The sequence below is a fragment of the Variovorax sp. J31P207 genome (genome assembly GCF_030316965.1).
GTDB lineage: Bacteria > Pseudomonadota > Gammaproteobacteria > Burkholderiales > Burkholderiaceae_C > Variovorax > Variovorax ginsengisoli_B.
On record NZ_JASZYN010000007.1, the window covers coordinates 283,239 to 305,366 of the forward strand.

Below are 22,128 nucleotides of genomic sequence, written 5' to 3' on the forward strand. Positions count from 1 at the left end.
GCGCTTGTCGTCATTCCCTTCAGTCCGGCAGGAAGATGGACTGCAGGTCGCTCAAAAAGTCGAAGCCGCGCGTCGTCGGCCAGACACGGGCTAAGTCCCGTTCGATCAATCCCTTGCGCTCGGCCTCCTCCAGGCCGCGCTGGATGCTGGTGATGGCCAGGCCGGTGCGCTCGCCGAATTCCGCAAGCCTAAACCCATCCTTGAGTCTCAGGGCATTGAGCATGTATTCAAAAGGCAACGCGGCGATCCCGACCTCCTCGCTCTGCGCCACCGCCCGGCCGGCGATCGCGTTGTCCATGTACAGGCGCGGTTCCCGGAACCGCACCTGCCGCACCACCCGGTGCGCAAAGCTCAACTTGCTGTGGGCGCCGGCACCGATTCCGAGGTAGTCGCCGAACTGCCAGTAATTCAAATTGTGTGCACAGGCATGGCCCGTGCGGGCGTAGGCCGATATCTCGTATCGCTGGAGGCCGTTGACGGCGGTGCGTTCCGTGATGCGGTCGAGCATCTCGTATGCCGCATCGTCCTCGGGAATCGTGGGCGGGAACTTGGCGAAGTAGGTGTTGGGCTCGATGGTCAGGTGATACACCGACAGGTGCGGCGGCGCCAGCGCCAGCGCCTGGCTCAGGTCGGCGTCGAGGCCTTCGAGGGTCTGGCCCGGCAGCGCGTACATCAGGTCGAGGTTGAAGGTGTCGAAGGCGGCGGCCGCCTCTTCGACCGCCGCAATGGCCTGGGCCCGATCGTGCACCCGGCCGAGCGCCTTCAGGTGCTCGTCATTGAAGCTCTGCACGCCGACCGACAGTCGCGTGACACCGGCCGCGCGGTAGGCGCGGAAGCGGTCGCGCTCGAAGGTGCCGGGATTGGCCTCGAGCGAGATCTCGCAGTCGGGCGCCAGCTTGAGGCGCGCGCGCAGGTCGCCGATCAGGCGGTCGATGGCGGCCGGCGAGAACAGGCTGGGCGTGCCGCCGCCGATGAAGATGGTGTGCACGGTGCGCCCCCACACCAGCGGCAGCGCGGCGTCGAGGTCGGCCACCAGGGCATCGATGTAGCGCTGCTCGGGAAGCGCGTCGCTGCTGCCGCCGCCGCGCCATTCGTGCGAGTTGAAGTCGCAGTAGGGGCACTTGCGCAGGCACCACGGCAGGTGCACGTAGAGCGACAGCGGCGGCAGCGCCGCCAGCTGCAGCGGGCCGGGCCGCATCAGGTGCAGCACATCGTTGGCGCCAGCCGCGCCCGCGGCCGCCTCTTCGGCGCCGGCAGCGATCGGGATGACGATGCTCACGGCGACAGCCAGCGTTCGCGCATCAGGGCCAGCATCGCCCGGGCGGCCTGGCCCCGATGGCTGTTGGCGTTTTTCACGTCGGTCGGCAGCTGGGCGAAGGTCTTGCCGAACTGCGGCAGGAACATCACGGGGTCGAAGCCGAAGCCGTTGTCGCCGATGCGCTCCCGCGTGATCTCGCCGGGCGCACGGCCGACCGCGATCAGCGGCTCGGGGTCGTCGGCGCTGCGCAGCGCCACCAGGGTGCTGACCAGCGCGGCGCGGCGGTTGTCGACCGTGGCCATCTGCTCGAGCAGGGCGCGCACGTTGTTGGCGTCGCCCTTCTCGTAGCCGAACTGCGTCGCGTAGTAGGCGGTGTCGACGCCCGGCAGGCCGCCGAAGGCGTCGACGCACAGGCCGGCATCGTCGGCGATCGCCGGCAGGCCGGTAATCGCCGCGGCATGGCGGGCCTTGGCCAGCGCGTTCTCGACGAAGGTGCGGAAGGGCTCTTCGGCCTCGCCGACGCCGAGTTCGGATTGCCGCACCAGCTCGACGCCGAGCGGCGCGAACAGCGCCTGCAGCTCCGCGAGCTTGCCGGCGTTGTTGGATGCCAGTACCAGTTTCATGTCACAGGGCGCTTCTGCGCGGGGTCGATCCTCAAGCGGCCAGGGCCTGCGTCTGCAGCACGGTCAGCTCGCCGATGCCCTTCTCGGCCAGGGCCAGCAGCGCGTTCATCTCGTCGCGCGTGAAAGCCGCGCCTTCGGCCGTGCCCTGCACTTCGACGAAGTGGCCGGCACCGGTCATGACGACGTTCATGTCGGTGTCGCAGGCCGAGTCCTCGGTGTATTCGAGGTCGAGCAGCGGCGTGCCCTGCACGATGCCGACCGAGATCGCCGCCACGTGGCCGAGGATCGGCGTCGCCTGGATCTTGCCGGCGGCCAGCAGCTTGTCGACCGCGTCCTGCGCGGCCACGAAGGCGCCCGTGATGGCCGCGGTGCGGGTGCCGCCGTCGGCCTGCAGCACGTCGCAGTCGAGGTGGATGGTGCGCTCGCCGAGAGCGGCCAGGTTGAACACGGCGCGCATCGAGCGGCCGATGAGACGCTGGATCTCCTGCGTGCGGCCGCTCTGCTTGCCGCGGGCGGCTTCGCGGTCGCTGCGGGTGTGGGTGGCGCGGGGCAGCATGCCGTATTCGGCCGTGACCCAGCCCTCGCCGCTGCCGCGCTTGTGCGGCGGCACCTTCTCTTCGACCGAGGCGGTGCACAGCACGCGGGTCTGGCCGAACTCGATCAGCACCGAGCCCTCGGCGTGGATGGTGTAGCCGCGGGTGATGCGCACCGGGCGCAACTGGTCGGCGGCACGGCCGGCGCTTCGAACGAAAACTGTCATCGTGGAAATGGGGAAAAGGGGGAAATGAAAGACGGAGACTAGGTCTTGCGAGCCGCCGAGCGCTTGATCGCCTCGTTGATCTCGGCGATGGAACGCTCGATGGCGTCGTCGTCGAGGTCGTCGAGCTCGCTGTCGGAAGGCATGCCGGCCTGGATGGTGGAGGCGAAAACGCCGTCGCTGATGCTGTCGGTCGACACGCCGCGCTTCTGGCCCGGCGCGTCGGGGGTTTCCCATTCGAGGGCGATCAAGGTGACATTGTCGCTGTGGGCGCCGCCATTGCGCAGCGCCATCTCGGCCAGGTCGGGCGCCGAGTCGGACACCGGCTTGCCGGACGAGAGGATGTGGACGATGACGCTGTCGTCGAGCACGCCCCAGACGCCATCCGAGCACAGCATGATCCGGTCGCCGCGCTGCAGCTGCAGCGGCGCCGAGACGTCGAACAGCGGCGTGGTCGGCGAGCCCAGGCAGGTCAGCAGCAGGTTGCGGTTGACGGCCTCGGGGCCAGCATTGGCGCGCGGGCGCTCGGCATGCGAATGGTCGCGGGTGCGGGTCAGCAGCTCACCGTCGCGGATCACGTAGAGCCGCGAATCGCCGCAGTGGATCCAGCTGGCGGAGTTGTCCTGGATGACGGCCGCGACAACGGTGGTGCGGGGCGTGTCGAGCATGCCCTTGTTGCCGGCATAACGCATGATCTGCTGGTGCGCGGCCATCACCGAGGCGGTCAGGAAGGCCTTGACGTCCTTGACGACCGGCCGCGCCTCGCGCTGGTAGAGCGCCGCGATGGTCTGCAGCGCGAGCTGGGCCGCCACCTCGCCTTCGGGGTGCCCGCCCATGCCGTCGGCCAGCACGAACAATCCGGACTCCCGCGTGTAGCAGTAGCCCATGCGGTCTTCGTTCTTGAGGCGGCCACCCTTGCGGCTGACCTGGAATACCGAGAATTTCATGCGGGGCGTGTGGTGGGCGCTGCGGCCTTGGGCAGCCCCTTCTTTTCGAAGGAGCGCATGTTGTCGATGGAAAGCCTGACCTTCTCGCCGACCGTGAGCTTGGTGTAGCGGCGCTCGCCTTCGCGGCTGAGCTCCTTCTGCAGCGCGAACACCGACTGCGGACGCGACAGCGGGTCGAGCGACATGCACCATTCGACCACCTCGATCAGGTTGTCGGAATAGATGCCGCGCAGGCGCGAGAGCGACAGGCCGAGACGGTCTTTCTCGATGCGCTGGGGGGCGTCGTTGGGCGGATAGCCCTGCATGCAGGCGTAGATGCAGGCGCCGATGGCGTAGATGTCGGTCCAGGGGCCCATCGACGAATCGCGCCGGTACATCTCGGGGGCGGCGAAGCCGGGGGTGTACATCGGGCGGATGAAGTTGCCCTCTTTGGACAGCACCTCGCGGGCGGCGCCGAAGTCGATCATCACGGCGCGGTCGTCGTCGGTGACGAAGATGTTGGCCGGCTTGATGTCCAGGTGCAGCATCTTGTGCTGGTGAACGATGCGCAAGCCGCGCAGAATCTCGTCGAAGAGCGAGCGGATCGTCGATTCCCTGAATACTTTCTGCTTCTTGAGGTCGCGCGCGGTGACGATGAAATCCTGCAGGGTGGCGCCCTCCAGGTAGTTCATGACCATGTAGACGGTCTCGTTCTCGCGGAAGAAATTGAGCACGCTGACCACCGAGGCGTGCGAGATCTGGGCCAGCGAGCGGCCTTCCTCGAAGAAGCTCTTGAGGCCCAGACGGTAGAGCGAGAGCTTCTCGGGCGGCACCTGGGGTGCCAGCTCGCCGGTGCCGCGGGTGGCCAGGGACGAGGGCAGGTATTCCTTGATGGCGACCTGCTGGCCGCTGGTGTCGACAGCCAGGTAGACGACGCCGAAGCCACCGGCGGACAGCCGCCGCACGACGCGGTAGCCTCCGATCATCGTGTCGGGAAGCAGGGGCGAAGGTTTGACCTTTGACATAATCCGGGAGTTTCGCCCGAAGGCGATGGTGCGGCAAGCGAACGCAGTGCCGAGGCCTCGGTGAAACGCAAACAAACCACAGCGAGGCGCGATGCCAGTTTACAGCATGACCGGCTATGCCAGCGGCCAGAACGGCCCCACAGGCAGCCACTCCGACGCCGAAGCCAGGCCCCAGCCCACGGGCCGCCTCGGGGTCGAGATCCGCTCGGTCAACAGCCGATTCCTCGACCTCACCTTCAAGCTTCCCGAGGAGCTGCGCCAGCACGAACCGGCGCTGCGCGAGCTGCTCACGGGCCAGCTCAAGCGCGGCAAGGTCGAGTTGCGGGTGGCCTTCGAGAACACCGCCAGCGCCGGCGTCGCCGATCCGTCGACCAAGCTGCTGCAGCGTCTGAACGGGGTCCAGGACAACATCAAGTCCTGGCTGCCGAGCGCCCGCGACCTGAGCGTGGCCGACGTGCTGCGGCTGGCGGCCGGCGATTCGGCGCCGCGCGGCGACCTGGGGCCGGACCTCACCGAACTGACCGAAAAGACCCTGAAGGCCCTGCTGGCGGCGCGCGAACGCGAAGGCGCCCGGCTGGCCAAGATGCTGCTGGACCACCTGGGCCAGCTGCGCAAGCTGGCAGCCCAGGCCCTGCCGCTGGTGCCGAAGCTGGTCGAGCAGCAGCGCACCCGCTTCCTCGAACGCTGGCAAGAGGCGATGGGGCTGGGCGCCGGCGCCACCGCGCCCGAGGCGGCGCAGGACCGGGCCCTGTCGGAAGCCACCGCTTTCGCGATCCGCATCGACGTCGCCGAAGAGCTGACCCGGCTGGATTCGCACCTGGACGAGATCGAGCGGCTAGTGAAAAAAGGCGGCGAGATCGGCAAACGGCTCGATTTCCTGATCCAGGAGCTGCACCGCGAGGCCAACACCCTGGGCTCGAAGTCGGCCACGCTGGAGATGACCCGGATCGGGGTCGACATGAAGGTGCTGGTGGAGCAGATGCGGGAGCAGGTGCAGAACATCGAGTGAGGGCGGGCGTCACAAACGCCCGGCGTCCAACGTCTGAGACGCAATGACCGACCCCACCGCCACCTTCAACCGCCTCCGCCCCCGCCTGCAGGGCATCGCCTACCGCATGCTCGGCTCGGTGGCCGAGGCCGAGGACGTGGTGCAGGACGCCTGGCTGCGCTGGCATGAATCGGACCAGACCGGCATCGACAACGCCGAGGCCTGGCTGGTCACCATCACCACCCGCCTCGCGATCGACCGGCTGCGGGCGGCCAAGGTGCAGCGCGCCCACTACGTCGGCTACTGGCTGCCCGAGCCGGTGCTGACCGATGCGCCTTCGACGCCCGAGCAGACCAAGGAGCTGTCGGACGACGTCTCGGTCGCCTTCCTGTTCATGCTCGAACGGCTGGCGCCCGAGGCGCGCGCCGCCTTCCTGCTGCGCGAAGTGTTCGATGCCGACTACGACGAAGTGGCCAAGGCCGTCGGCAAGAGCGAGGCCGCCTGCCGCCAGATCGTGCACCGCGCCAAGGCGCAGCTGCGCGAGCAGCGGCCGCGCTTCGCGGTCTCGCGCGACGCCCACCACCAGCTGATGCGCGGCTTCGCCGAGGCGCTCTCGCGCGGCGACTTCGCGGCCATGAACGGCATGCTGGCCGAGAACGCCGAGCTGATCGGCGACGGCGGCGGGATCGTGCCGAGCTTCGGCAAGCCGCTGCTGGGCGGGCAGCGCATCGCGCAGCTCTTCTATGCCTCCCACCTGCGCTTCGGCAGCGGCGTGCGGGTGGAGCTGGCGATGATCAACGGCGAATGGGCGCTGCTGCGCTTCATCGACGGGGTGCTCGAATCCGCGCAGTCGTACGAGACCGACGGCGAGCGCATCACGCGCATCCACGTGCAGCGCAACCCCGAGAAGCTGGCGCGGCTGGCGGCGGCTTTCCAGGGGCATTGAGGCGGGGTCTGTCACAAACCGGCGAGCTGGCGCGTCTTGTGGACATGGATGCAAAAGATCCGTCCATGCAGCGACTTCTCGCAAACGGATGCCTCAGCCGTTCTGGGGCCCTCAGGAAGTGACCATGACCCAACGCATCAACGCCATGCAGCAATCGCCCGAACTGTTCAAGAAGTTCGTCGAATTCAGCATGCTCGAGAAGAGCAGCGCCATCGAGCAGAAGACCCTGGACCTGGTGCACATCCGCGCCTCGCAGATCAACGGCTGCGGCTTCTGCCTCGACATGCACGTGAAGGAAGCCAAATTGCACGGCGAGCGCGAACTGCGCCTCTACCATCTGCCGATCTGGCGCGAATCGACCCTGTTCAGCCCGCGCGAACGCGCCGCGCTGGCCTGGACCGAGATCCTGACCCGCCTGCCCGAGCACGGCGTGCCGGGCGACGTCTACGACCGCGTACGCACGCAACTGTCTGAAAAGGAGCTCTCCGACCTCACCTTCTCCGTGATGGCGATCAATGCCTGGAACCGGCTCAACGTCGCCTTCACGACCGTGCCGGGCTCGGCCGACAAGGCCTACGGCCTCGACAAGGCAGGATTGGAATGACCATGAAGATCGTCGTCATCGGCGGCTCCGGTCTCATCGGAAGCAAGCTCGTCGTCAACCTTCGCCAGCGCGGCCATGAGGTGCTCGCGGCCTCGCCGGCCTCGGGCGTCAACACGATCACGGGCGAAGGCCTGGCCGAAGCGCTCGCCGGCGCGCAAGTGGTGGTCGACGTCGCGAACTCGCCTTCGTTCGAAGACAAGGCGGTGCTCGAATTCTTCGAGACCGCGGGCCGCAACCTGCTGGCCGCGGAGGCCGCCGCGGGCGTCAAGCACCATGTCGCGCTGTCGGTGGTCGGCACCGACCGGCTGGCCGAAAGCGGCTACTTCCGCGGCAAGATCGCGCAGGAGAAGCTGATCCGCGAAGGCTCGATCCCCTACACGATCGTCCATTCGACGCAGTTCTTCGAATTCCTCGGCGGCATCGCCCAGTCGGGCGCCGACGGCCAGACCGTGAATCTGTCGTCCGCCTTCGTGCAGCCGATCGCCTCCGACGACGTGGCGGCGGCGATGGCCGAGTACACGCTGGGCGCACCGGTCAACGGCGTGGTCGAGATCGCCGGGCCGGAGCGCGTGCGGATGCCCGCGCTGCTGCAGCGCTACCTGGCCGCGACCAAAGACCCGCGCCAGGTCGTGGCCGATCCGCAGGCGCGCTACTTCGGCGCCCGGCTCGAAGACGACACGCTGGTGCCGAGCGGCAAGAACCCGTGGCTGGGATCGATCGGCTTCGAAGCCTGGTTCGCCAAGTCCGCGGCTTCGAAGTAGCCGGCTCAGGGCCTGCGCAGGCCCAGCCCCCCGACCCGCTCGACCCGCTTGCGCACCGCGCCCTGCATCACCTCGGGCGCCGCCACCAGCGTGAACCAGTGGCGGGCCCGGGTGATGCCGGTGTAGACCAGCTCGCGCGTCAGCACCGGGCTGGCCCGCTCGGGCAGCAGCAGCGCGGCATGCGCGAACTCGGAGCCCTGCGACTTGTGGACCGTCATCGCGAACACGGTCTCGACCGCGCGCAGGCGGCTCGGCAGCACCCAGCGGATGCCGCCCTGGCCGTCGCCGGCCGCGAAGGCCACGCGCAGGGTCCAGCGCGGGCGCTGCTCGCCGGGCACCCAGGCCGGCATCGCCAAGGTGACGCCGACGTCGCCGTTCATCAGGCCCAGCCCGTAGTCGTTGCGGGTGACCAGCACCGGGCGGCCCGGGTACCAGCCGCCATGGTCGGCTTCGAGCAAGCCCTCGGAGCGCAGCAGGCCGGCGATGCGCTGGTTCAGCCCCGCGACGCCCTGCGGGCCGCTGCGCAGGGCGCACAGCAGCTGGAACTGGCCATAGGCCGCGAGCACCTCGCGCGCCCAGGCGTCGAAGTCGGCCTGCGGGGCATCGATGCGGGGCTTGCCTTGGCCCATCCGCGCCAGGTAGTGGCGGTAGCCGGTCGGCGGCGGCACGGCCTTGCCGCCCTCGACGCGCCCCATTCCCTGGCCCGCGAAGCCCTCGGGCGCGCCATCGACCACCAGCCGGCGCAGCGCCGCGTCGTCCAGGCTGCGTTGCTGCGCCAGGTCGGCATGGCCGCGATCGAAGACGCGCCGCACCGCACCGGCGTCGCCCGCGTTGACCGCCTCGGCCAGCTTGCCGATGCCGCTGCCGGCACTGAAGCGATGGCTGATGCGCAGCTTGACCACCGCCTGGTCGAGCGGGCTGCCCGCGGCATCGCACAGCTCGGGCTCCAGCAGCTCGCCGGTGACGGCCTCGAGCCAGGCGGCGGTGTCGGCGCTGTAGTGGCCCGCGTCGGCGCGCTGGCAGAGGTCGCCCAGCACCGCGCCGGCCTCGACCGAGGCCAGCTGGTCCTTGTCGCCGAGGAGGATCAGCGGCGCATGCGGCGGCAGCGCGGCGAAGACGGCGGCCATCATCTCGAGGTCGAGCATCGAGGCTTCGTCGATCACCAGCAGATCGAGCGCCAGCGGATTGCGCGCATCGTGGCGGAAGTGCCGCGTGTCGGGGCGGCTGCCGAGCAGCCGGTGCACGGTCGTGACCTCGGTCGGAATCGCCGCGCGCACCGCCGCAGGATCGGCCAGCCCTTCGAGCGGCAGGCGGGCGACCGCGCCGGCGATCGATTCATTGAGCCGCGCCGCCGCCTTGCCCGTGGGCGCGGCCAGCCGGATGCGCAGCCGGCGGCCCTCTCCGCCGGCCAACGCCAGGTGCTGCAGCACCGCCAGCAGCCGCACCACGGTGGTGGTCTTGCCGGTGCCCGGGCCGCCGGTGACGATGCCGAAGTGCTGGCGCGCGGCCAGCGCGCAGGCGATCTTCTGCCAGTCGGCCGCGGCGCCGTCGCGGTGCGGGAACAGCACGTCGAGTGCCGCTGCCAATGTGTCGCGCATCTCGGGCGCGGCCGCCGCGGTGGGCCGCGCCACGCGCTCGCCGATCGCGGCCCGCACCGACTGCTCGTACTGCCAATAGCGGCGCAGGTACAGCCGGCTGCCGATGCGCACCAGCGGCGTGGCGCCGGGGCCGTCGCCGACCAGCGCCGGATGCGTCAAGGCCTTGGTCCAGCGCGCCAGCGTCACGCCGGCCAGCAAGGCCGAGGGCGCGGTGATGGGCGCGGCATCCTCGGCCGCGCGCGCCGCGCCTTCGGGCGGCATCGACAGCGCCAGGCCCGCATCGGCCAGCGCCGCCTGCAGGTCGAGGCAGGCATGGCCGCGGCCGAGCTGGTGGCTGGCCAGCGCGGCGCCGAGGACCAGCAACGGGTCGGCCTCGGGCGCCTTCTGCGCCAGGAAGGCGGCGAAGCTGCGGTCGAGGGCGCGCAGCCAGCCTTCGGCGACCCAGCGGTCGAGGTCGGCGAGCAAGGGCGCATGGCGCGCGGGCGGCGCCCCGAGGAAGACGTCGGTGGACACGGTCGGGGCTTTCATGACGGCTGCTCCGCCGCAGCGAGAGCGGCGCCGCTGAACAAGACATCGAGCGCGTCGATCAGCGCTTTCGGCGGCCGCTCGCAGTGCAGTCCCTGGCCCGGCGCCGCGTGGCCGCGCAGGAACAGGTAGACCGCGCCGCCGACATGGCGCTCGTAGTCGTAGTCGGCGAGCCGCGAACGCAGCAGCCGGTGCAGCGCGAAGACGTAGAGCACGTACTGCAACTCGTAGCGGTGCTGCAGCACCGCGTCGCGCAGCGCGGCGGGCGTGTAGTCGGCATCGCGCGGGCCCAGCCAGTTCGACTTGTAATCGGCCACGTAGTAGCGGCCCTCGTGCTCGAACACCAGGTCGATGAAACCCTTGAGCATCCCGTTGAGCTGCTGCGGCAGCAGCGCGGCGCGCGGCGCACCGTCGAGCGTGTGGCGGCAGACCAGGGCGTCGAGCGCGCGCAGGTCGACCTGCTGGACGCCGAACCAGAATTCCATCTCGATCTGGACCCGGCCCAGCGCCGCCGGCGCCACCGCGCCGGCCCCGGGCACCAGCGCGCCGAGGTCCAGCGGCGCAGCCAGCCAGCCCAGCAGCCAGCCGCGCAAGGTCTCGGTCCAGGTGCTCCAGCCGCTCAGGTTGCAGCGCCGGGCGACCAGGTCGGCCAGGTCGGCCTGTGCCGCCGCATCGGACTGCAGGCGGCCGAAGCCCTGGCGGCCCACCCATTCGAGCAGGCCATGCAGGAAGCTGCCCGGGCCGGCGCCGCGCGGGAAGTCGTGCAAGCTGCCGGTGCTGGGCGCCGGGGTGCCGAAGTCGTCGTCGGGCGCGATGGCGTCGCCGCGGCTGTCGGCGTAGATGTCCTCGGCGGCGCTGGCCGGCGTCGGCGGCAGCGCCAGCCGGGTCGCTGGCTCGCCGAGGGCCAGCGCGGCCTCGTCGTCGAGCAGGTCGCCGGCCCGGCTCAGGGCCGAATAGCTGGCCACCCACCAGCGTTCGCGCGGACCCGATGGCAGGGCCGGCTCGGGCGCCAGCTGCAGCGCATCGGCGACCGGGCTGTAACGCGCATCGTCGGCCTCGGGGGCGGCTTCGACCGCGATGGCCGCGGACGTCTTCGCCCAATCGCGCAGCGCATCGGCCAGCGCCGATGCCGCGAGCGGCGCCCCGCCGCCGAGCAGGTAGCCGAGCGCGCTGCGCTCGACGCCGGCCAGCGGCGCCGCGCCGACCCAGGTGGCATGGCGGGCCCGGGTCAGCGCCACGTAGAGCTTGCGCAGGTCTTCACCCAGGCGCTCGTGGTCGACCCGGGCCAGCGCGTCGGCGTCGGCCTGCAGCGCCACCACCAGGCGGCCCTGCGCGTCGTGCCACTTGAGCGGCAGGTCGTCGGCCTTGGCGGCGCGGAAGGCGGTGCCGAAGGGCAGGAAGACCAGCGGGTATTCGAGCCCCTTGGACTTGTGCACGGTGACCACCTTGACCAGGTCGGCGTCGCTTTCCAGACGCAGCTTGCGGGCCTCGTTCTCGCTCGCGCTGTCCTCGCGCTGCTCGGCCAGCCAGCGGATCAGCGCGTGCTCGCCGTCGAGCTGCCCGCTGGCCTGCTGCAGCAGTTCGGCCAGGTGCAGCAGGTCGGTCAGCATGCGCTCGTCGCCCGCCGCCAGCAGGCGCTGCGGCACGCCGAAGTCGTTCAGCAGATGGCGCAGCATCGGCAGCACGCCCTGGCGCCGCCAGGTCTGCTGGTAGCGGCGGAACTGGAGCACCCGGGCTTCCCACTGCAGCTCGTCGTGGTTGAGCCGGTCGAGTTCGGGCCAGCTGAGCGCCAGTGCCGGGCTGCCGAGCGCGGCGCGCAGCGGCCGGTCGTCGTCGGGCTCGGCGCACGCGGCCAGCCAGCGCTGCAGCTCCGCGGCCACCGGACTCTGGAACACCGAATCCTTGTCGGACAGGTAGACGCTGCGCACGCCGCGCGTGGCCAGCGCCTGGCGCACGGCGCTCGCTTCGCGGCCGCTGTTGACCAGCACCGCGATGTCGCCGGGCTGCACCGGGCGCAGCGCCTCGCCTTCCTTGGCGAAGCCGGTGCGGCCCGCCAGGCCGTCGGCGAGCAGCCGGACGATCTCGGTGGCGCAGGCGGCGGCCAGCAGGCGCTGGGCCTCGCCATTGCCGGGCGGGGGATCGCCATCGAGCGTCCAGCAGGTCAGCGCCGGGGCGGTCTCGCCGGCGACGATCCAGCGCTCGCTGCGGCCCCGGGCCTGGACCGGGACGAAGGGCAGCGGATTCTCGCCATCGGTACGAAACAGGAATGCGCCCTGCCCCGTCTCGCGCGCCTCGGCCTGCAGGAAGACCTGGTTGACGGCTTCGACCATCGCCGGCGTCGAACGGAAGTTGGTGCCGAGCGTGGCGTGCCGGTCCAGGGTGTCGCGCCGCGCCGCCAGGTAGGTGTGGATGTCGGCGCCGCGGAAGGCGTAGATCGCCTGCTTGGGGTCGCCGATCAGCACCACGGCCGTGTCCTGCGCGTTGGCCGCGATGCCGTAGACGGCGTCGAAGATGCGGTACTGGAGCGGATCGGTGTCCTGGAACTCGTCGATCAGCGCGACCGGGAACTGGCGCCGAATCAGGGCCGCGAGACGCTCGCCGTTGGGGCCCCGCAGCGCGGCGTCGAGCCGGGTCAGCAGTTCGTCGAAGCCCATCTGCGCGCGCCGCGCCTGCTCGGCGGCGAGCCGCTCGGCCGACCAGCGGGCCGCATGGCGCAACAGGTCCTGGCGGCCGTCGGGCAAGGCCCTGACGGCGTCCTGCAGGCCGGCCAGCGCGTGCAGCGCCGGATGGCGCAGCAGCGCGGCGTCGCCGCTCCAGCCATCGCCCAGTCCGGCCGGCGTGAGGCGCTCCCACGCGGTCTTGGTCAACGACGGCAGCAGCGCATCGCCCTCGGCCCAGTCGCGCAGCTTCTGCATCCATTCCTTGCGCTTGGGCAGCTTGCACTGCCTGGCCGCGACCGCGGCCTCGAGCCCGGCCAGCAAGCCGGCGGCCCAGCCGTCGTCGCCGGCCCAGGGCGCCTTCAGCCCCGACAGCGCGTGCCCGGTGTGGGTGCGCGCGCCCTCCAGCGCCATCGCAGGCGGCATGCCCTCGCCCAGCACCTCGCTCAGGCCGACCAGCTTTTCGACCGCCTTCAGCAGCGCGTCGGGCGTGGCCCACCAGCCATGCACCTGCTCGGCGTCGGCGGGCGCCAGCGGCGTGAAGAAAGTGCGCCAGTAGTCGCGCATGACCTCGGCCTGCAGCTCGCGCTGGTCGGTCTCGAGCGTCTGCGTGAACAGGCTGCCGCTGTCGAAGGCGTGCTCCCGCAGCATGCGGTTGCACCAGCCGTGGATGGTCGAGACCGCGGCCTCGTCCATCCACTCGGCAGCCAGCCGCAGGGTGCGGGCGCAGGCCAGCCATTGCGCTGTCGGATAGCCGGCGCGCAGGTCGTGCAGCAGGTCCTGGCCCGGTGGCTGCGGCGGCACCGTCGCGGGATCCGCGAGGAAGGCCTCTGCCGCCTCGGCCAGGCGGGCCCGGATGCGGTCGCGCAGCTCCTTGGTGGCGGCCTCGGTGAAGGTGACGACCAGGATCTCGGGCGGCGCGAGCGGCCGCGTGAAGGCGGCCTCGCCGCCATGCCCCAGCACCAGCCGCAGGTACAGCGCGGCGATCGTGAAGGTCTTGCCGGTGCCGGCACTGGCCTCGATCAGCCGGCTGCCGCGCAGCGGAAAACGCAGGGGGTCCAGCAAGGAAGGCAAGGTCATTCGGCCTCCTTCGCCGGCGCCCGGCCGACCGCATCGCTCATCGGCTTGAGCAGCGCCAGCGCCCAGCGGGCGAACTCGCCGTCGGCCCACAAGGATTCGAAATCGCGGAGCGCGCGGGCCAGGTAGGCGTTGCCGTCGCACTCGCCGAACTTGCCGTAGGCCGGGTCGCTGTCTTCATAGCAGGCGCGCGCGGCTTCGCGCGGCGCGCCGGCGTCGACGTCGGCCTGCGTGCCGCCCTTGCCCAGCCAGGCCAGGGCGCTGCGCAGCGCCAGCGGCAACGGCCGGTCCAGGCCCTGCTGCCAGGCATCCAGCAGCACCGACCACCAGGCACGCGCCTGTGACTCGGACAGCGGATGCAGCGTCACGCTGCCGGCCTTGCTGACGATGCGGCTCGTGATCGATCCGCCCTCCAGGTGCGCCGCCACGTGCGCGATCCAGAAGGGCACCAGCTTGTCGAGCCTGTAGCTCCGGTCCTTGACCAGGCTGCCGCTGTCCAGCAGCAGGCGGCATCGCTCGCCATTCGGGTTCGCGCGCAGGCCGCCGAGCCAGTCCGCGAGGCGCAGCGGCTCGGGCAGGCCCTCGGGCAGGAAGTCCAGCGCGGCATCGGGCAAGGGCTCGGGCCATTCGGCCAGCGCCTTCTCGTATTCGGCGAACATCTTTTCCATCGGCTCGGCCAGCCGCTCCTGGACCAGGGCGGCGAAGTGGCCGGCCGGCAGGTCGCCGCGGCGCGCCATGCGGGCGAGCTGCGTGCCCAGCGCCTCTTCGCGCGAGCCGCCGGCCTCGATGGCCACCCGCTGGGCCTGGATCAGCTCGTTCTGCAGCTGCCAGTTTTCGAGGGCGTCGATGGCGAAGGGCTCCTCGTCCTCGCCGACCGGATCGTCGGCCTCGAAGTGGATGCCCAGCCGCTGGCGGAAGAAGCTCTTCACCGGGTCCTTGAGGAAGTCGGCCAGCAGCCGCAGCGTGAGCGGGCCGTCGAAGCGCCAGGGCGGCAGTGCGTCGGCATCGGCTTGCACCGTTGCCTGGGGCGCCAGGCCGGCCCGCCATTCACGCGCATGGCTGGACAGGCGCGCATCGCCGCCGAGCGTGAAGTAGGCCGGATGGAAGGGCTGCAGGCGGTGCTCCACGGTCAGCGCATGCAGCAGCCGCCGGCCGGCGTCCGCCGCCGGCGCTTCCTCGTCGCCCGCGAGCCGCCAGCCGGCCGCGAGATGGTCGCGCAGCTGGGCCACCAGCACCGAGGGCGGCCGCTCCGAATGGTCGAGGATGCTGCGGCCGACCCAGCTGATGTGCAGCTGCTCGCGTGCCGACAGCAGGGCCTCGAGGAACAGGTAGCGGTCGTCCTCGCGCCGCGAGCGGTCGCCGGGCCGCCAGTCATGGCCCATCAGGTCGAAATCCATCGGCACGCGGCTGCGTGGATAGTCGCCGTCGTTCATGCCCAGCAGGGCCACCACGCGGAACGGGATCGCGCGCATCGGCATCAGGGTCGCGAAGGTCACGGCGCCGGCGAAGAAGGGCTGGTTGAGCGTCGGCTGGTCGATCTGCGCCAGCCAGTGCTCGCGGACCACCGAGAGCGGAACCGGCTCGGCCATGGCCGCATTGGCGCAGGCGTCGAGCCATTGCTGCAGCGACATCTCGAGCCGCTTCAGCGTGAAGCCGTCGCTGTCCTCGTCGGCGGCGAAGAAGTCGGCCAGCAGGGCCCGCAGCCGGACGCCCCACTCGGCGGGCGCTGCCGGCGTGGCCAGCGTGCGCCAATGCGATTCGAGCGCGGCCAGTAGCTGCACCAGCGGGCCGAGCAGCGCGGCGTCGAGCCCGCCCACTTCGTCGAGCGGCTCGACCTCTTCCCAGGCCTCGCCGGTGCCCACCGCGTAGCCCAGCAGCATCCGCTGCAGGCCGAAGTCCCAGCTGTTCTGGGCCAGCGCCCCGGGCAGGTCGAGCTGGCGGCGCTGCTCGGCATGCAGCCCCCAGCGGATGTTGGCGGCCGAGATCCAGCGGTGCAGCAGCGGCAGCTGGTTCTCGTCGATGCCGAAACGGGCCCGCAGGGCCGGCACTTCGAGCCAGTCGAGCAGGTCGCTCACCGCGATGCGCGATTGCGGCAGGGCCAGCAGCTTTTCGAGCGCCCCCAGCAGCGGGTCGTGATGGCGCTGGCCCTGGTCGGCCAGCGTGTAGGGCAGGTGGCGCGGATCGTCGGCGCCGAGCAGGCCGAAGACGGCCTGGATGTGCGGCGCGTAGGCCGCGACGTCGGGCACCATCACGATCACGTCGCGCGGCCGCAGCGTGGCATCGGCGGCGAAGGCCGACAGCAGCTGGTCGTGCAGCACCTCGACCTCGCGCTGCGGGCCGTGCGTGACGTGGAAGCGGATCGACCGGTCGGCCCGCGCGTCGAGCGCCGGCCATCTGCCGCGGGTCTCGGCCAGCGGACGCAGGTCGCGGATGTCGTCCTGCAGCTGGCGCAGCAGCGTGTCCTGCGGGTTGGGGTCGAAGCAGTCGATGCGCTGGCCGATGGCGTCGAAGTGCTGTGCATAGGACTCCTGCGCATCGTGGGCGTCGAGCAGGCGGATGAAGTCGCGGCCCTGCTTGCCCCAGGCGGCCAGCAGCGGCTGCGCATGCAGGTGCAGGTTTTCTTCGGCGATGGAGCCCTCGCCGCCCGGACGCCGGCGCTGCCGCAGGCGCTCGGCGCGCAGCAGGTCCTTGTCGGCCACGATGTGCGACCAGTCGTGCTCGCAGGGGTTGTGCACGCACATCAGCACCTGCATCCAGCGCGCCAGCGCGCCCAGCACTTCGAGCGACTGCTGCGGCAGCGACGAGACGCCGAACACCACCAGCCGGCGCGGCAGCCCGGCCGGCCGCTCGCCCTGCCAGCCCGCGGCCGCGGCCATGAAGCGCTGGTGCACCGCGGCCCGACCGTGGGCGGCGCCGGCCGGGCCGACGTCGTCCAGCAGCGCCCGCCACAGGCGCGGCTGCCAGCGCAGTTCGTCAGCCACCGGCTGCTCGCCCGAACGGCTGGCGACGATCCGGTCGTGCCCTTCGGCCCAGCCGGCCAGCCAGTCGGCGCGGTAGACCTGGTACTGGTCGAACAGGTCGGCCAGGCGCTCGGCCAGCTGGTGGCGCTTGCGCAGGTCGGCGTCGTCGGCCAGGAAGCGGCGCAGCGGCGCGAACACCTCCTCTTCGAGCAGCGCGGGCAGCAGGCGCATGAGCCGCCACACCAGCAGGGCCTTGTCGAAGGGCGAGGCCGCGGGCACGGCCTGCGTGCCGAGCACCGCGCGGTAGGCCTGCCAGATGAAGGTGGCCGGCAGTTCGGTCTGCAGCGCGGCGGCGATGCCGATGCCGCCCTGGGCCGGATCGCGCGCCAGCGACAGCCGCAGCCACTGCGCCACGCCGTTGCTCTGCACCAGCACCCACTCGTCCTCCAGCGGCGCCAGCGGATGGCGCGCCATCCAGGCGAGCATCAGGTCGCGCAGCGCTTCCGGATGGTTGCTGTGCACGGCCATGAAGCCGGTAGAGAGAGCGGTGTCGGTCATTGCGAGATGTCAGGCCAGCGGGCGGAGCGCCACGCCCATGTCCTGCCAATTCTGCGGGTGGCAGGTGAACAGCAGCACCTGGTGGCGCTGCGCGGCGTCGAAGAGCACGCGCTTCATCTGCGCCAGGCGCGGCGCGTCGCTGTGCACCAGCGCGTCGTCGAGGATCAGCAGGGTCGGCCGGCCAGCCTGCTGCAGCAGGTCGGCATAGGCGAAGCGGCTGATCAGGCCGAGTTGTTCGCGGGCGCCGAAACTCAGTTCTTGCACCTGGCCCGATTCGATCGCGCCGTCGGCCTGCGAGCGCACCAGGGTGCCCGGGGCGAGGCCGGCGTCGATCTGCACCGTGGCTCCCGGCAGCAGCAGCGGCAGGTAGTGCTGCAGCCGCGCCTGCAAGGGCGCCTGCAGGCGCGCCAGCGTGGCCTGGCGCTTGGCGTCGAGCTTGCTGCAGAGCAGGTCGAGCGCCTCGGCGCGGCGCTGCAGTTCGGCGTGGCGGCGCCGGGCCTGGCCAAGTTTGCCGGCCAGGGTGTCGCGCTGCTCTTCCAGCCCCTGGGCACCGGCCTGCTGCAGCGTGTTCTCGAGCAGCAGGATGTCCTCGCGGCGCTGCTGATGGCCGCGCGTCATCTGTTCGATGCTGCGCTGCAGGCGGTCGATGTCCTGGGCCACGATGTCGGGCCGGGCCTCGCGCACCTGGAGGCTGGCTTCCTCGATCCGCGCGGCCAGCGCGGCGTGCTCGGCACCGGTGGCCAGCAGTTGCGCCTGCGCCTCGGACTGGCGCTGCGTGCGGGCCGGATCGGCCAGTGCCGCCTGGGCCGCGAGATGCTCTTGCTGGGCGGTGTCACGCAGGCTTTGCGCGGCCGCCTGGCGGCGCTGCGCCTGCGCCAAAGCGGTGGCGCTGGCTTGTTCGGTGGCGGTCGCCGCGTCTTGCGCCGCTTCGGCCTGGTCGGCCGGCAGCACGGCTTCGGACGGCACTTCGGGCAGCCGCGCCAGCGCCTCCTGCGCGCCGCGGATGCGCGACTGCGCCTCGGCGTGCGCACCCCGCAGAGGCTCCAGCCCCTTGGGCGCGACGATGGCCAGCGCCTGCTCGGCCAGCCGCAGCTGGGCCTCCCGATCGGCCGCCGCGCCGAGCCGCGCCTGCGCGTCGGCGAGGTCGGCCACGCCTTGTGCCTGCAAGGCTGCGCGCAGTTCCTGCTGCGCCTCGGCGTGACTGCGGGCCAGCTGCGCCAGGTCGTCGCCGCCCGGCGTGATGACCAGCTCGCCGCCGCCGGGCAGTCGCAGCGTGGTGGGGGCGTCGAGCAGGCGTTCACCGCGGGCTTGCAGTTCCCCGCTTTCCGCATGCGTCTTCAGGCCGAGGACCACGCCCTCGGGCAGCGCGAACTGCAGCCGCGTGGCGACCGCCTGGCGCCGCAGCGAGGCGTCGCGTTCGGCACGGTCGAGCTCGATCAGGCGCTGCACCTGGGCCTTGGCGATGGTGGGTACCCCGGCCGCGCCATCGCGCAGCGCGGCCAGGCGCTGCTGCGCCTCCTCGGCGCGCCGCAGCGCGCCCTCGCTGCGGACCAGTTCGGCCTGGGCCTGCGCCACCTGCTGGCGCAGGTTGCCGCGCTGGTCCTCCTGGCGCGCGACGCGCGAGGCTTCGCGGGCCGCGTGGGCGCGCGAGCGGGCCGATTCGGCGTGCTCGCGCGCCGTGGCCGCCGCGGCATCCGCCGCCTGCAGCTGTTCGGCCGCCTGGGCCAGCGCCTGCTCGCGCTGGGCGGCGTCGGACTGCTGCCGTGCCAGCCCTTCGAGCTCCTTGACGAGCAGCCCGCGCGTGCCTTCGAGCTGCAGTAGCCGGGTCCGGTCGTTCTGCAACCGGGCCTGGCTCTCCTCCAGGACCTGCTGGCGCCGCCGGGCGTCGCCCAACGCCTGGCGAAGCGTTTCCCAGGGCCGCGCCGCATCGTCGGCCCGATGCTGGAGCCGCAGCGCCGCCAGCTCGTCGACCTGCTGACGATAGCTGGCGATCTGGACGTCGAGCGCCTCGGCCTGCGACTGCCAGGCGGCGATCGACTCGCCGGCCTCGAGGTAAGCCGCGCGCGGCTTGCCGGTGCTGGTCAGCAGCTCGTTGCGCTGGGCCCGGAACCGGTCCAGCAGCTCGTCGCCGCCGGTGGCCGCCAGCGCACCCGCCGCGGCGCCGACCTGCCCCCGCAGCGCATCGTGCAAGTGGTCGCGCGCGGGGTCTACGCTGAGTTCCTGGCCAGTGCCCTGCTCCACCCAGAGCAAGCCCGGGATGCCCCAGTGCTCGGGCTTGCTGGCACCCTTGCTGGCGAAGGCGAAGCCGAAGCGCTGGGCCAGGTGGTCTTCGGCCTCGGTGCCGTCCAGCGTGCGCACGCCGATGCGCAGGGTGCAGCGCTTCTTGCCGAGGAAGCTCTTGACCAGCTGGTGCGGCTGGCCGTCGAGCACGAAGTCCAGCTCGACCTGCGGTGCCGCCCCGCTGCCTTCGCCCCAGGGGCGCAGGTCGTCCACCACGGTGGAGCGGTGGCGCTCGAAGAAGGCGGCGCGGATGGCGCGCACCAGCGTGCTCTTGCCGGCCTCGTTGGGCGCGGTCAGGATGTTGAGTCCGGGCTCGAAGCCGCGCAGTTCCAGCGGCTTGCGGAAGCGCCGCAGCTGCTCGACGCGCAGCCGGGTGATCTGGAGGTTCATGCGGCCGCCGCCTCGATCGGGACGATGGCCACCGCCGGGGCGCGCTGCACCAGCGCCGTGGTCAGCAGGGCGAGCGCCTCCTGGGCGATCCGCGCCTGGGGCTCGGCCCCGCCCTGGGCCTCGCGCAGCTCGGCGATCACCTCGCCCAGGTAGCCGTCGGCCTGCAGGCCGGCGATGTCCTCGTCGGTCGGCACCAGCTGCAGGGCCGACAGGTCGGCCTGCAGGTGGCGCGCCCGCGCCTCGGCGCTGCCGACCGCGGCCTGCAGCCGCTGCCGGCCCGCCAGGTCGATGCGCCCCTGGACCCGCAGGTCGACCACGTCCTGCGCGCCGAGCCCGGCCAGTTCTTCCAGCAGTGCGTCGAGGTCGCTCGCGACATGCAGGTGGGTCGCCAGCAGATGCCAATGGAACTGGCCGACCGCCAGCGGAGTGACCTGCGGCTCGGCGCCCGGCGCGGCGATCTCCACCAGCAGCGCCTGCCCGGCGTCGTTCGCCTTGAAGCGGTCGGGCTCGGGCGTGCCGGCATACCAGGTGCGGGCGTCGATGCGCTTGCAGCCGTGCCAGTCGCCCAGCGCCAGGTAGTCGAGCCTGGCGCTGGCGGCGCGGTCCGGCGCCAGTGGATTGGCCGAGTCGATGCCTTCGGCCAGGATGCCCTGCACGCTGCCGTGGCCCAGGCCGATGCGCAGCAGGCCGGCCGGCGTCTCGGCCGCGTCGAACCAGGCCGTGAGGTCGTTGTAGGTGTGGCGCTGCGTCAGCGGCGCCGGCAGCACCGCGAAGCCCTGCGCCTCGAACAGCCGCAGCTCGGGCGCCAGCAGCAGATGGGCATTGGGCGGCACCACGCCCAGCCGCTGGGCGCGGGTCCAGACGCTCTCTGCCAGGGCGGCGTCGTGGTTGCCGGGGATCATGAGCCACGGCCCGGCATAGCCCGCCAGCGCGTTGAACAGGCGGCGCACGGTGCGCTCCGACACGGTCTGGGCATCGAAGACGTCGCCGGCCACCAGCACGGCATCGACCTGGTGCCCGGTGGCCAGCAGCGCCAGCCGCTCGACCGCGGCGATGCGGGCTTCGGCGAGGATCGGCGCGTGCTCGGGGTCGAAGGTGGCGAACTGGCGGCCGATCTGCCAATCGGCGGTATGAAGGAAGCGAGTCATGGTGCGAAGTCCCTTTGCGCTATTACATCATCATTTTGATGACATTAAATCGGCTTTTTGATGTTTTATGGTGACGATCGGGTTACCATCCGGCCATGCCGCCGATTCCCCGCGCCCAGCTCGAACGCCTGTCGTACATCGACTTCCGGCTCTATTTCCTGGGTGAACTGCGGCGCTCCGACCTGGTCGCCCGCTTCGGCATGGGCCCGGCCGGGGCCACCCGCGACATCGCGCAGTACCGCGAGGCCGCCCCCGGCAACCTCGACTTCGACGGCACCCGCAAGCTCTACCTGCCGAGCGCCACGTTCAGGCCGCTGTTCGAGCACGCGCCCCAGCGCGTGCTGAGCGCCCTGTCGCAGGGCTTCGGCCAGGGCGCGGCCGAAGACCTGTCGCCGCTGCTGCGCTGCGAGATCCCGACCGCACTCAGCCGGCCCCGCATGGACGTGCTGGCGCCCGTGACCCGCGCCATCCACTGCGGCAAGGCCGTGCGGCTGGTCTACCACTCGCTGTCCGGCCCGCCGGGCGAGCGCGAACTGGTCCCCTTCGCCCTGGTCGATTCAGGCGTGCGCTGGCACGTCCGTGCCTTCGACCGCAAGTCGGCCGAGTTCCGGGATTTCGTGCTGACCCGGATCGAGTCGCCGGAGGTGCTCGCCGACAGCGCGGTCGGCCCCCGGGAAAGCGCCGAGCACGATGTCCAGTGGAGCCGGATCGTCGAACTCGAACTGCTGCCCCACCCCTCGCACCCCCGCCCCGACGTCATCCGGCGCGACTACGACATGCCCGACGGCGTGCTGCGCATCCGGGTGCGGGCCGCCAACGCCGGCTACATGCTGCGGCGCTGGAATGTCGACTGCTCGCCCGACCTCAGCCTGCGCGGCCCGGAGTACGCACTCGGCCTACGCGACCCGCTGGTGCTCTACGGCGCGGCCAACGCGCTGCTGGCGCCGGGCTACCGGCCGCCGGCCCCGGCGACCCCGGCTGATAAACTACCGGGTTCCCGCCAACGCGACGACACCCCCGCATCCAGCCGCTGACGCCCGCTTCGGC

The 22,128-nt window shown here is 71.5% G+C and carries 15 protein-coding genes; 5 read left to right on the forward strand and 10 right to left on the reverse strand.

The genetic code is table 11. The features are described 5' to 3' along the window. Positions 1-19: 19 nt before the first annotated feature. Genes hemW through QTI68_RS24425 form a run of 5 tightly spaced genes read right to left on the reverse strand, consistent with a single transcriptional unit; the run spans position 20 to position 4,589 of the window. Entirely contained in the window at positions 20-1,279 is a 1,260-nt protein-coding gene (gene hemW, locus QTI68_RS24405; RefSeq protein WP_503011732.1) for a radical SAM family heme chaperone HemW, read from the reverse strand. Beyond that, the gene (gene rdgB / locus QTI68_RS24410) at positions 1,276-1,881 is read right to left on the reverse strand and encodes an RdgB/HAM1 family non-canonical purine NTP pyrophosphatase (protein ID WP_286525256.1); all 606 of its coding nucleotides are present in this window, start codon (positions 1,879-1,881) and stop codon (positions 1,276-1,278) included. Before rdgB ends, hemW begins: the two co-directional genes overlap by 4 nt. 31 nt (positions 1,882-1,912) lie before the next feature. Beyond that, positions 1,913-2,641 (reverse strand): ribonuclease PH, encoded by a 729-nt coding sequence (gene rph, locus QTI68_RS24415; protein ID WP_286525258.1) that lies wholly within the window; start codon positions 2,639-2,641, stop codon positions 1,913-1,915. A 38-nt stretch (positions 2,642-2,679) separates the two neighbouring features. Next, complete coding sequence (locus QTI68_RS24420; RefSeq protein ID WP_286525260.1) at positions 2,680-3,585, reverse strand: PP2C family protein-serine/threonine phosphatase; 906 nt, start codon at positions 3,583-3,585, stop codon at positions 2,680-2,682. Next, a complete protein-coding gene (locus QTI68_RS24425) occupies positions 3,582-4,589 on the reverse strand; it encodes a serine/threonine protein kinase (RefSeq protein ID WP_286525262.1) in 1,008 nt (335 codons plus the stop codon). The genes QTI68_RS24420 and QTI68_RS24425 overlap by 4 nt, the downstream gene beginning before the upstream one ends. Positions 4,590-4,680: 91 nt before the next feature. Here QTI68_RS24425 and QTI68_RS24430 point away from each other — a divergent pair, with 91 nt between their 5' ends. From QTI68_RS24430 to QTI68_RS24445, 4 genes are all read left to right on the forward strand, one after another. Continuing rightward, positions 4,681-5,598, forward strand: coding sequence for a YicC/YloC family endoribonuclease (locus QTI68_RS24430; protein ID WP_286525264.1), 918 nt, complete (start codon positions 4,681-4,683; stop codon positions 5,596-5,598). 43 nt (positions 5,599-5,641) lie between these two features. Next, the gene (locus tag QTI68_RS24435) at positions 5,642-6,523 is read left to right on the forward strand and encodes an RNA polymerase sigma-70 factor (protein WP_286525266.1); all 882 of its coding nucleotides are present in this window, start codon (positions 5,642-5,644) and stop codon (positions 6,521-6,523) included. A gap of 124 nt (positions 6,524-6,647) precedes the next feature. Next, on the forward strand, positions 6,648-7,127 hold the full coding sequence (locus QTI68_RS24440) for a carboxymuconolactone decarboxylase family protein (protein WP_286525267.1): 480 nt from the start codon (positions 6,648-6,650) through the stop codon (positions 7,125-7,127). Positions 7,128-7,129: 2 nt separating this feature from the next. After that, positions 7,130-7,888, forward strand: a complete 759-nt coding sequence (locus QTI68_RS24445) for an SDR family oxidoreductase (RefSeq protein ID WP_286525268.1) — start codon at positions 7,130-7,132, stop codon at positions 7,886-7,888. A gap of 5 nt (positions 7,889-7,893) precedes the next feature. Here the strand turns inward: QTI68_RS24445 and recD are convergent, their stop codons facing one another. From recD to QTI68_RS24470, 5 genes are read right to left on the reverse strand one after another with little or no spacing between them, the layout of a single operon-like run. Continuing rightward, entirely contained in the window at positions 7,894-10,014 is a 2,121-nt protein-coding gene (gene recD, locus QTI68_RS24450; protein WP_286525269.1) for an exodeoxyribonuclease V subunit alpha, read from the reverse strand. Then, on the reverse strand, positions 10,011-13,748 hold the full coding sequence (gene recB / locus QTI68_RS24455; RefSeq protein WP_286525270.1) for an exodeoxyribonuclease V subunit beta: 3,738 nt from the start codon (positions 13,746-13,748) through the stop codon (positions 10,011-10,013). The genes recD and recB overlap by 4 nt, the downstream gene beginning before the upstream one ends. Continuing rightward, on the reverse strand, positions 13,745-17,263 hold the full coding sequence (gene recC, locus QTI68_RS24460) for an exodeoxyribonuclease V subunit gamma (protein WP_286525272.1): 3,519 nt from the start codon (positions 17,261-17,263) through the stop codon (positions 13,745-13,747). Before recC ends, recB begins: the two co-directional genes overlap by 4 nt. A 9-nt stretch (positions 17,264-17,272) precedes the next feature. Then, complete coding sequence (locus QTI68_RS24465; protein WP_286525274.1) at positions 17,273-19,933, reverse strand: AAA family ATPase; 2,661 nt, start codon at positions 19,931-19,933, stop codon at positions 17,273-17,275. Beyond that, on the reverse strand, positions 19,930-21,081 hold the full coding sequence (locus tag QTI68_RS24470; protein ID WP_286525276.1) for a metallophosphoesterase family protein: 1,152 nt from the start codon (positions 21,079-21,081) through the stop codon (positions 19,930-19,932). The genes QTI68_RS24465 and QTI68_RS24470 overlap by 4 nt, the downstream gene beginning before the upstream one ends. 95 nt (positions 21,082-21,176) lie before the next feature. On the opposite strand from QTI68_RS24470, the gene QTI68_RS24475 reads away from it, so the two are divergent. Continuing rightward, positions 21,177-22,115 (forward strand): WYL domain-containing protein, encoded by a 939-nt coding sequence (locus tag QTI68_RS24475; RefSeq protein ID WP_286525277.1) that lies wholly within the window; start codon positions 21,177-21,179, stop codon positions 22,113-22,115. Positions 22,116-22,128: the final 13 nt, after the last annotated feature.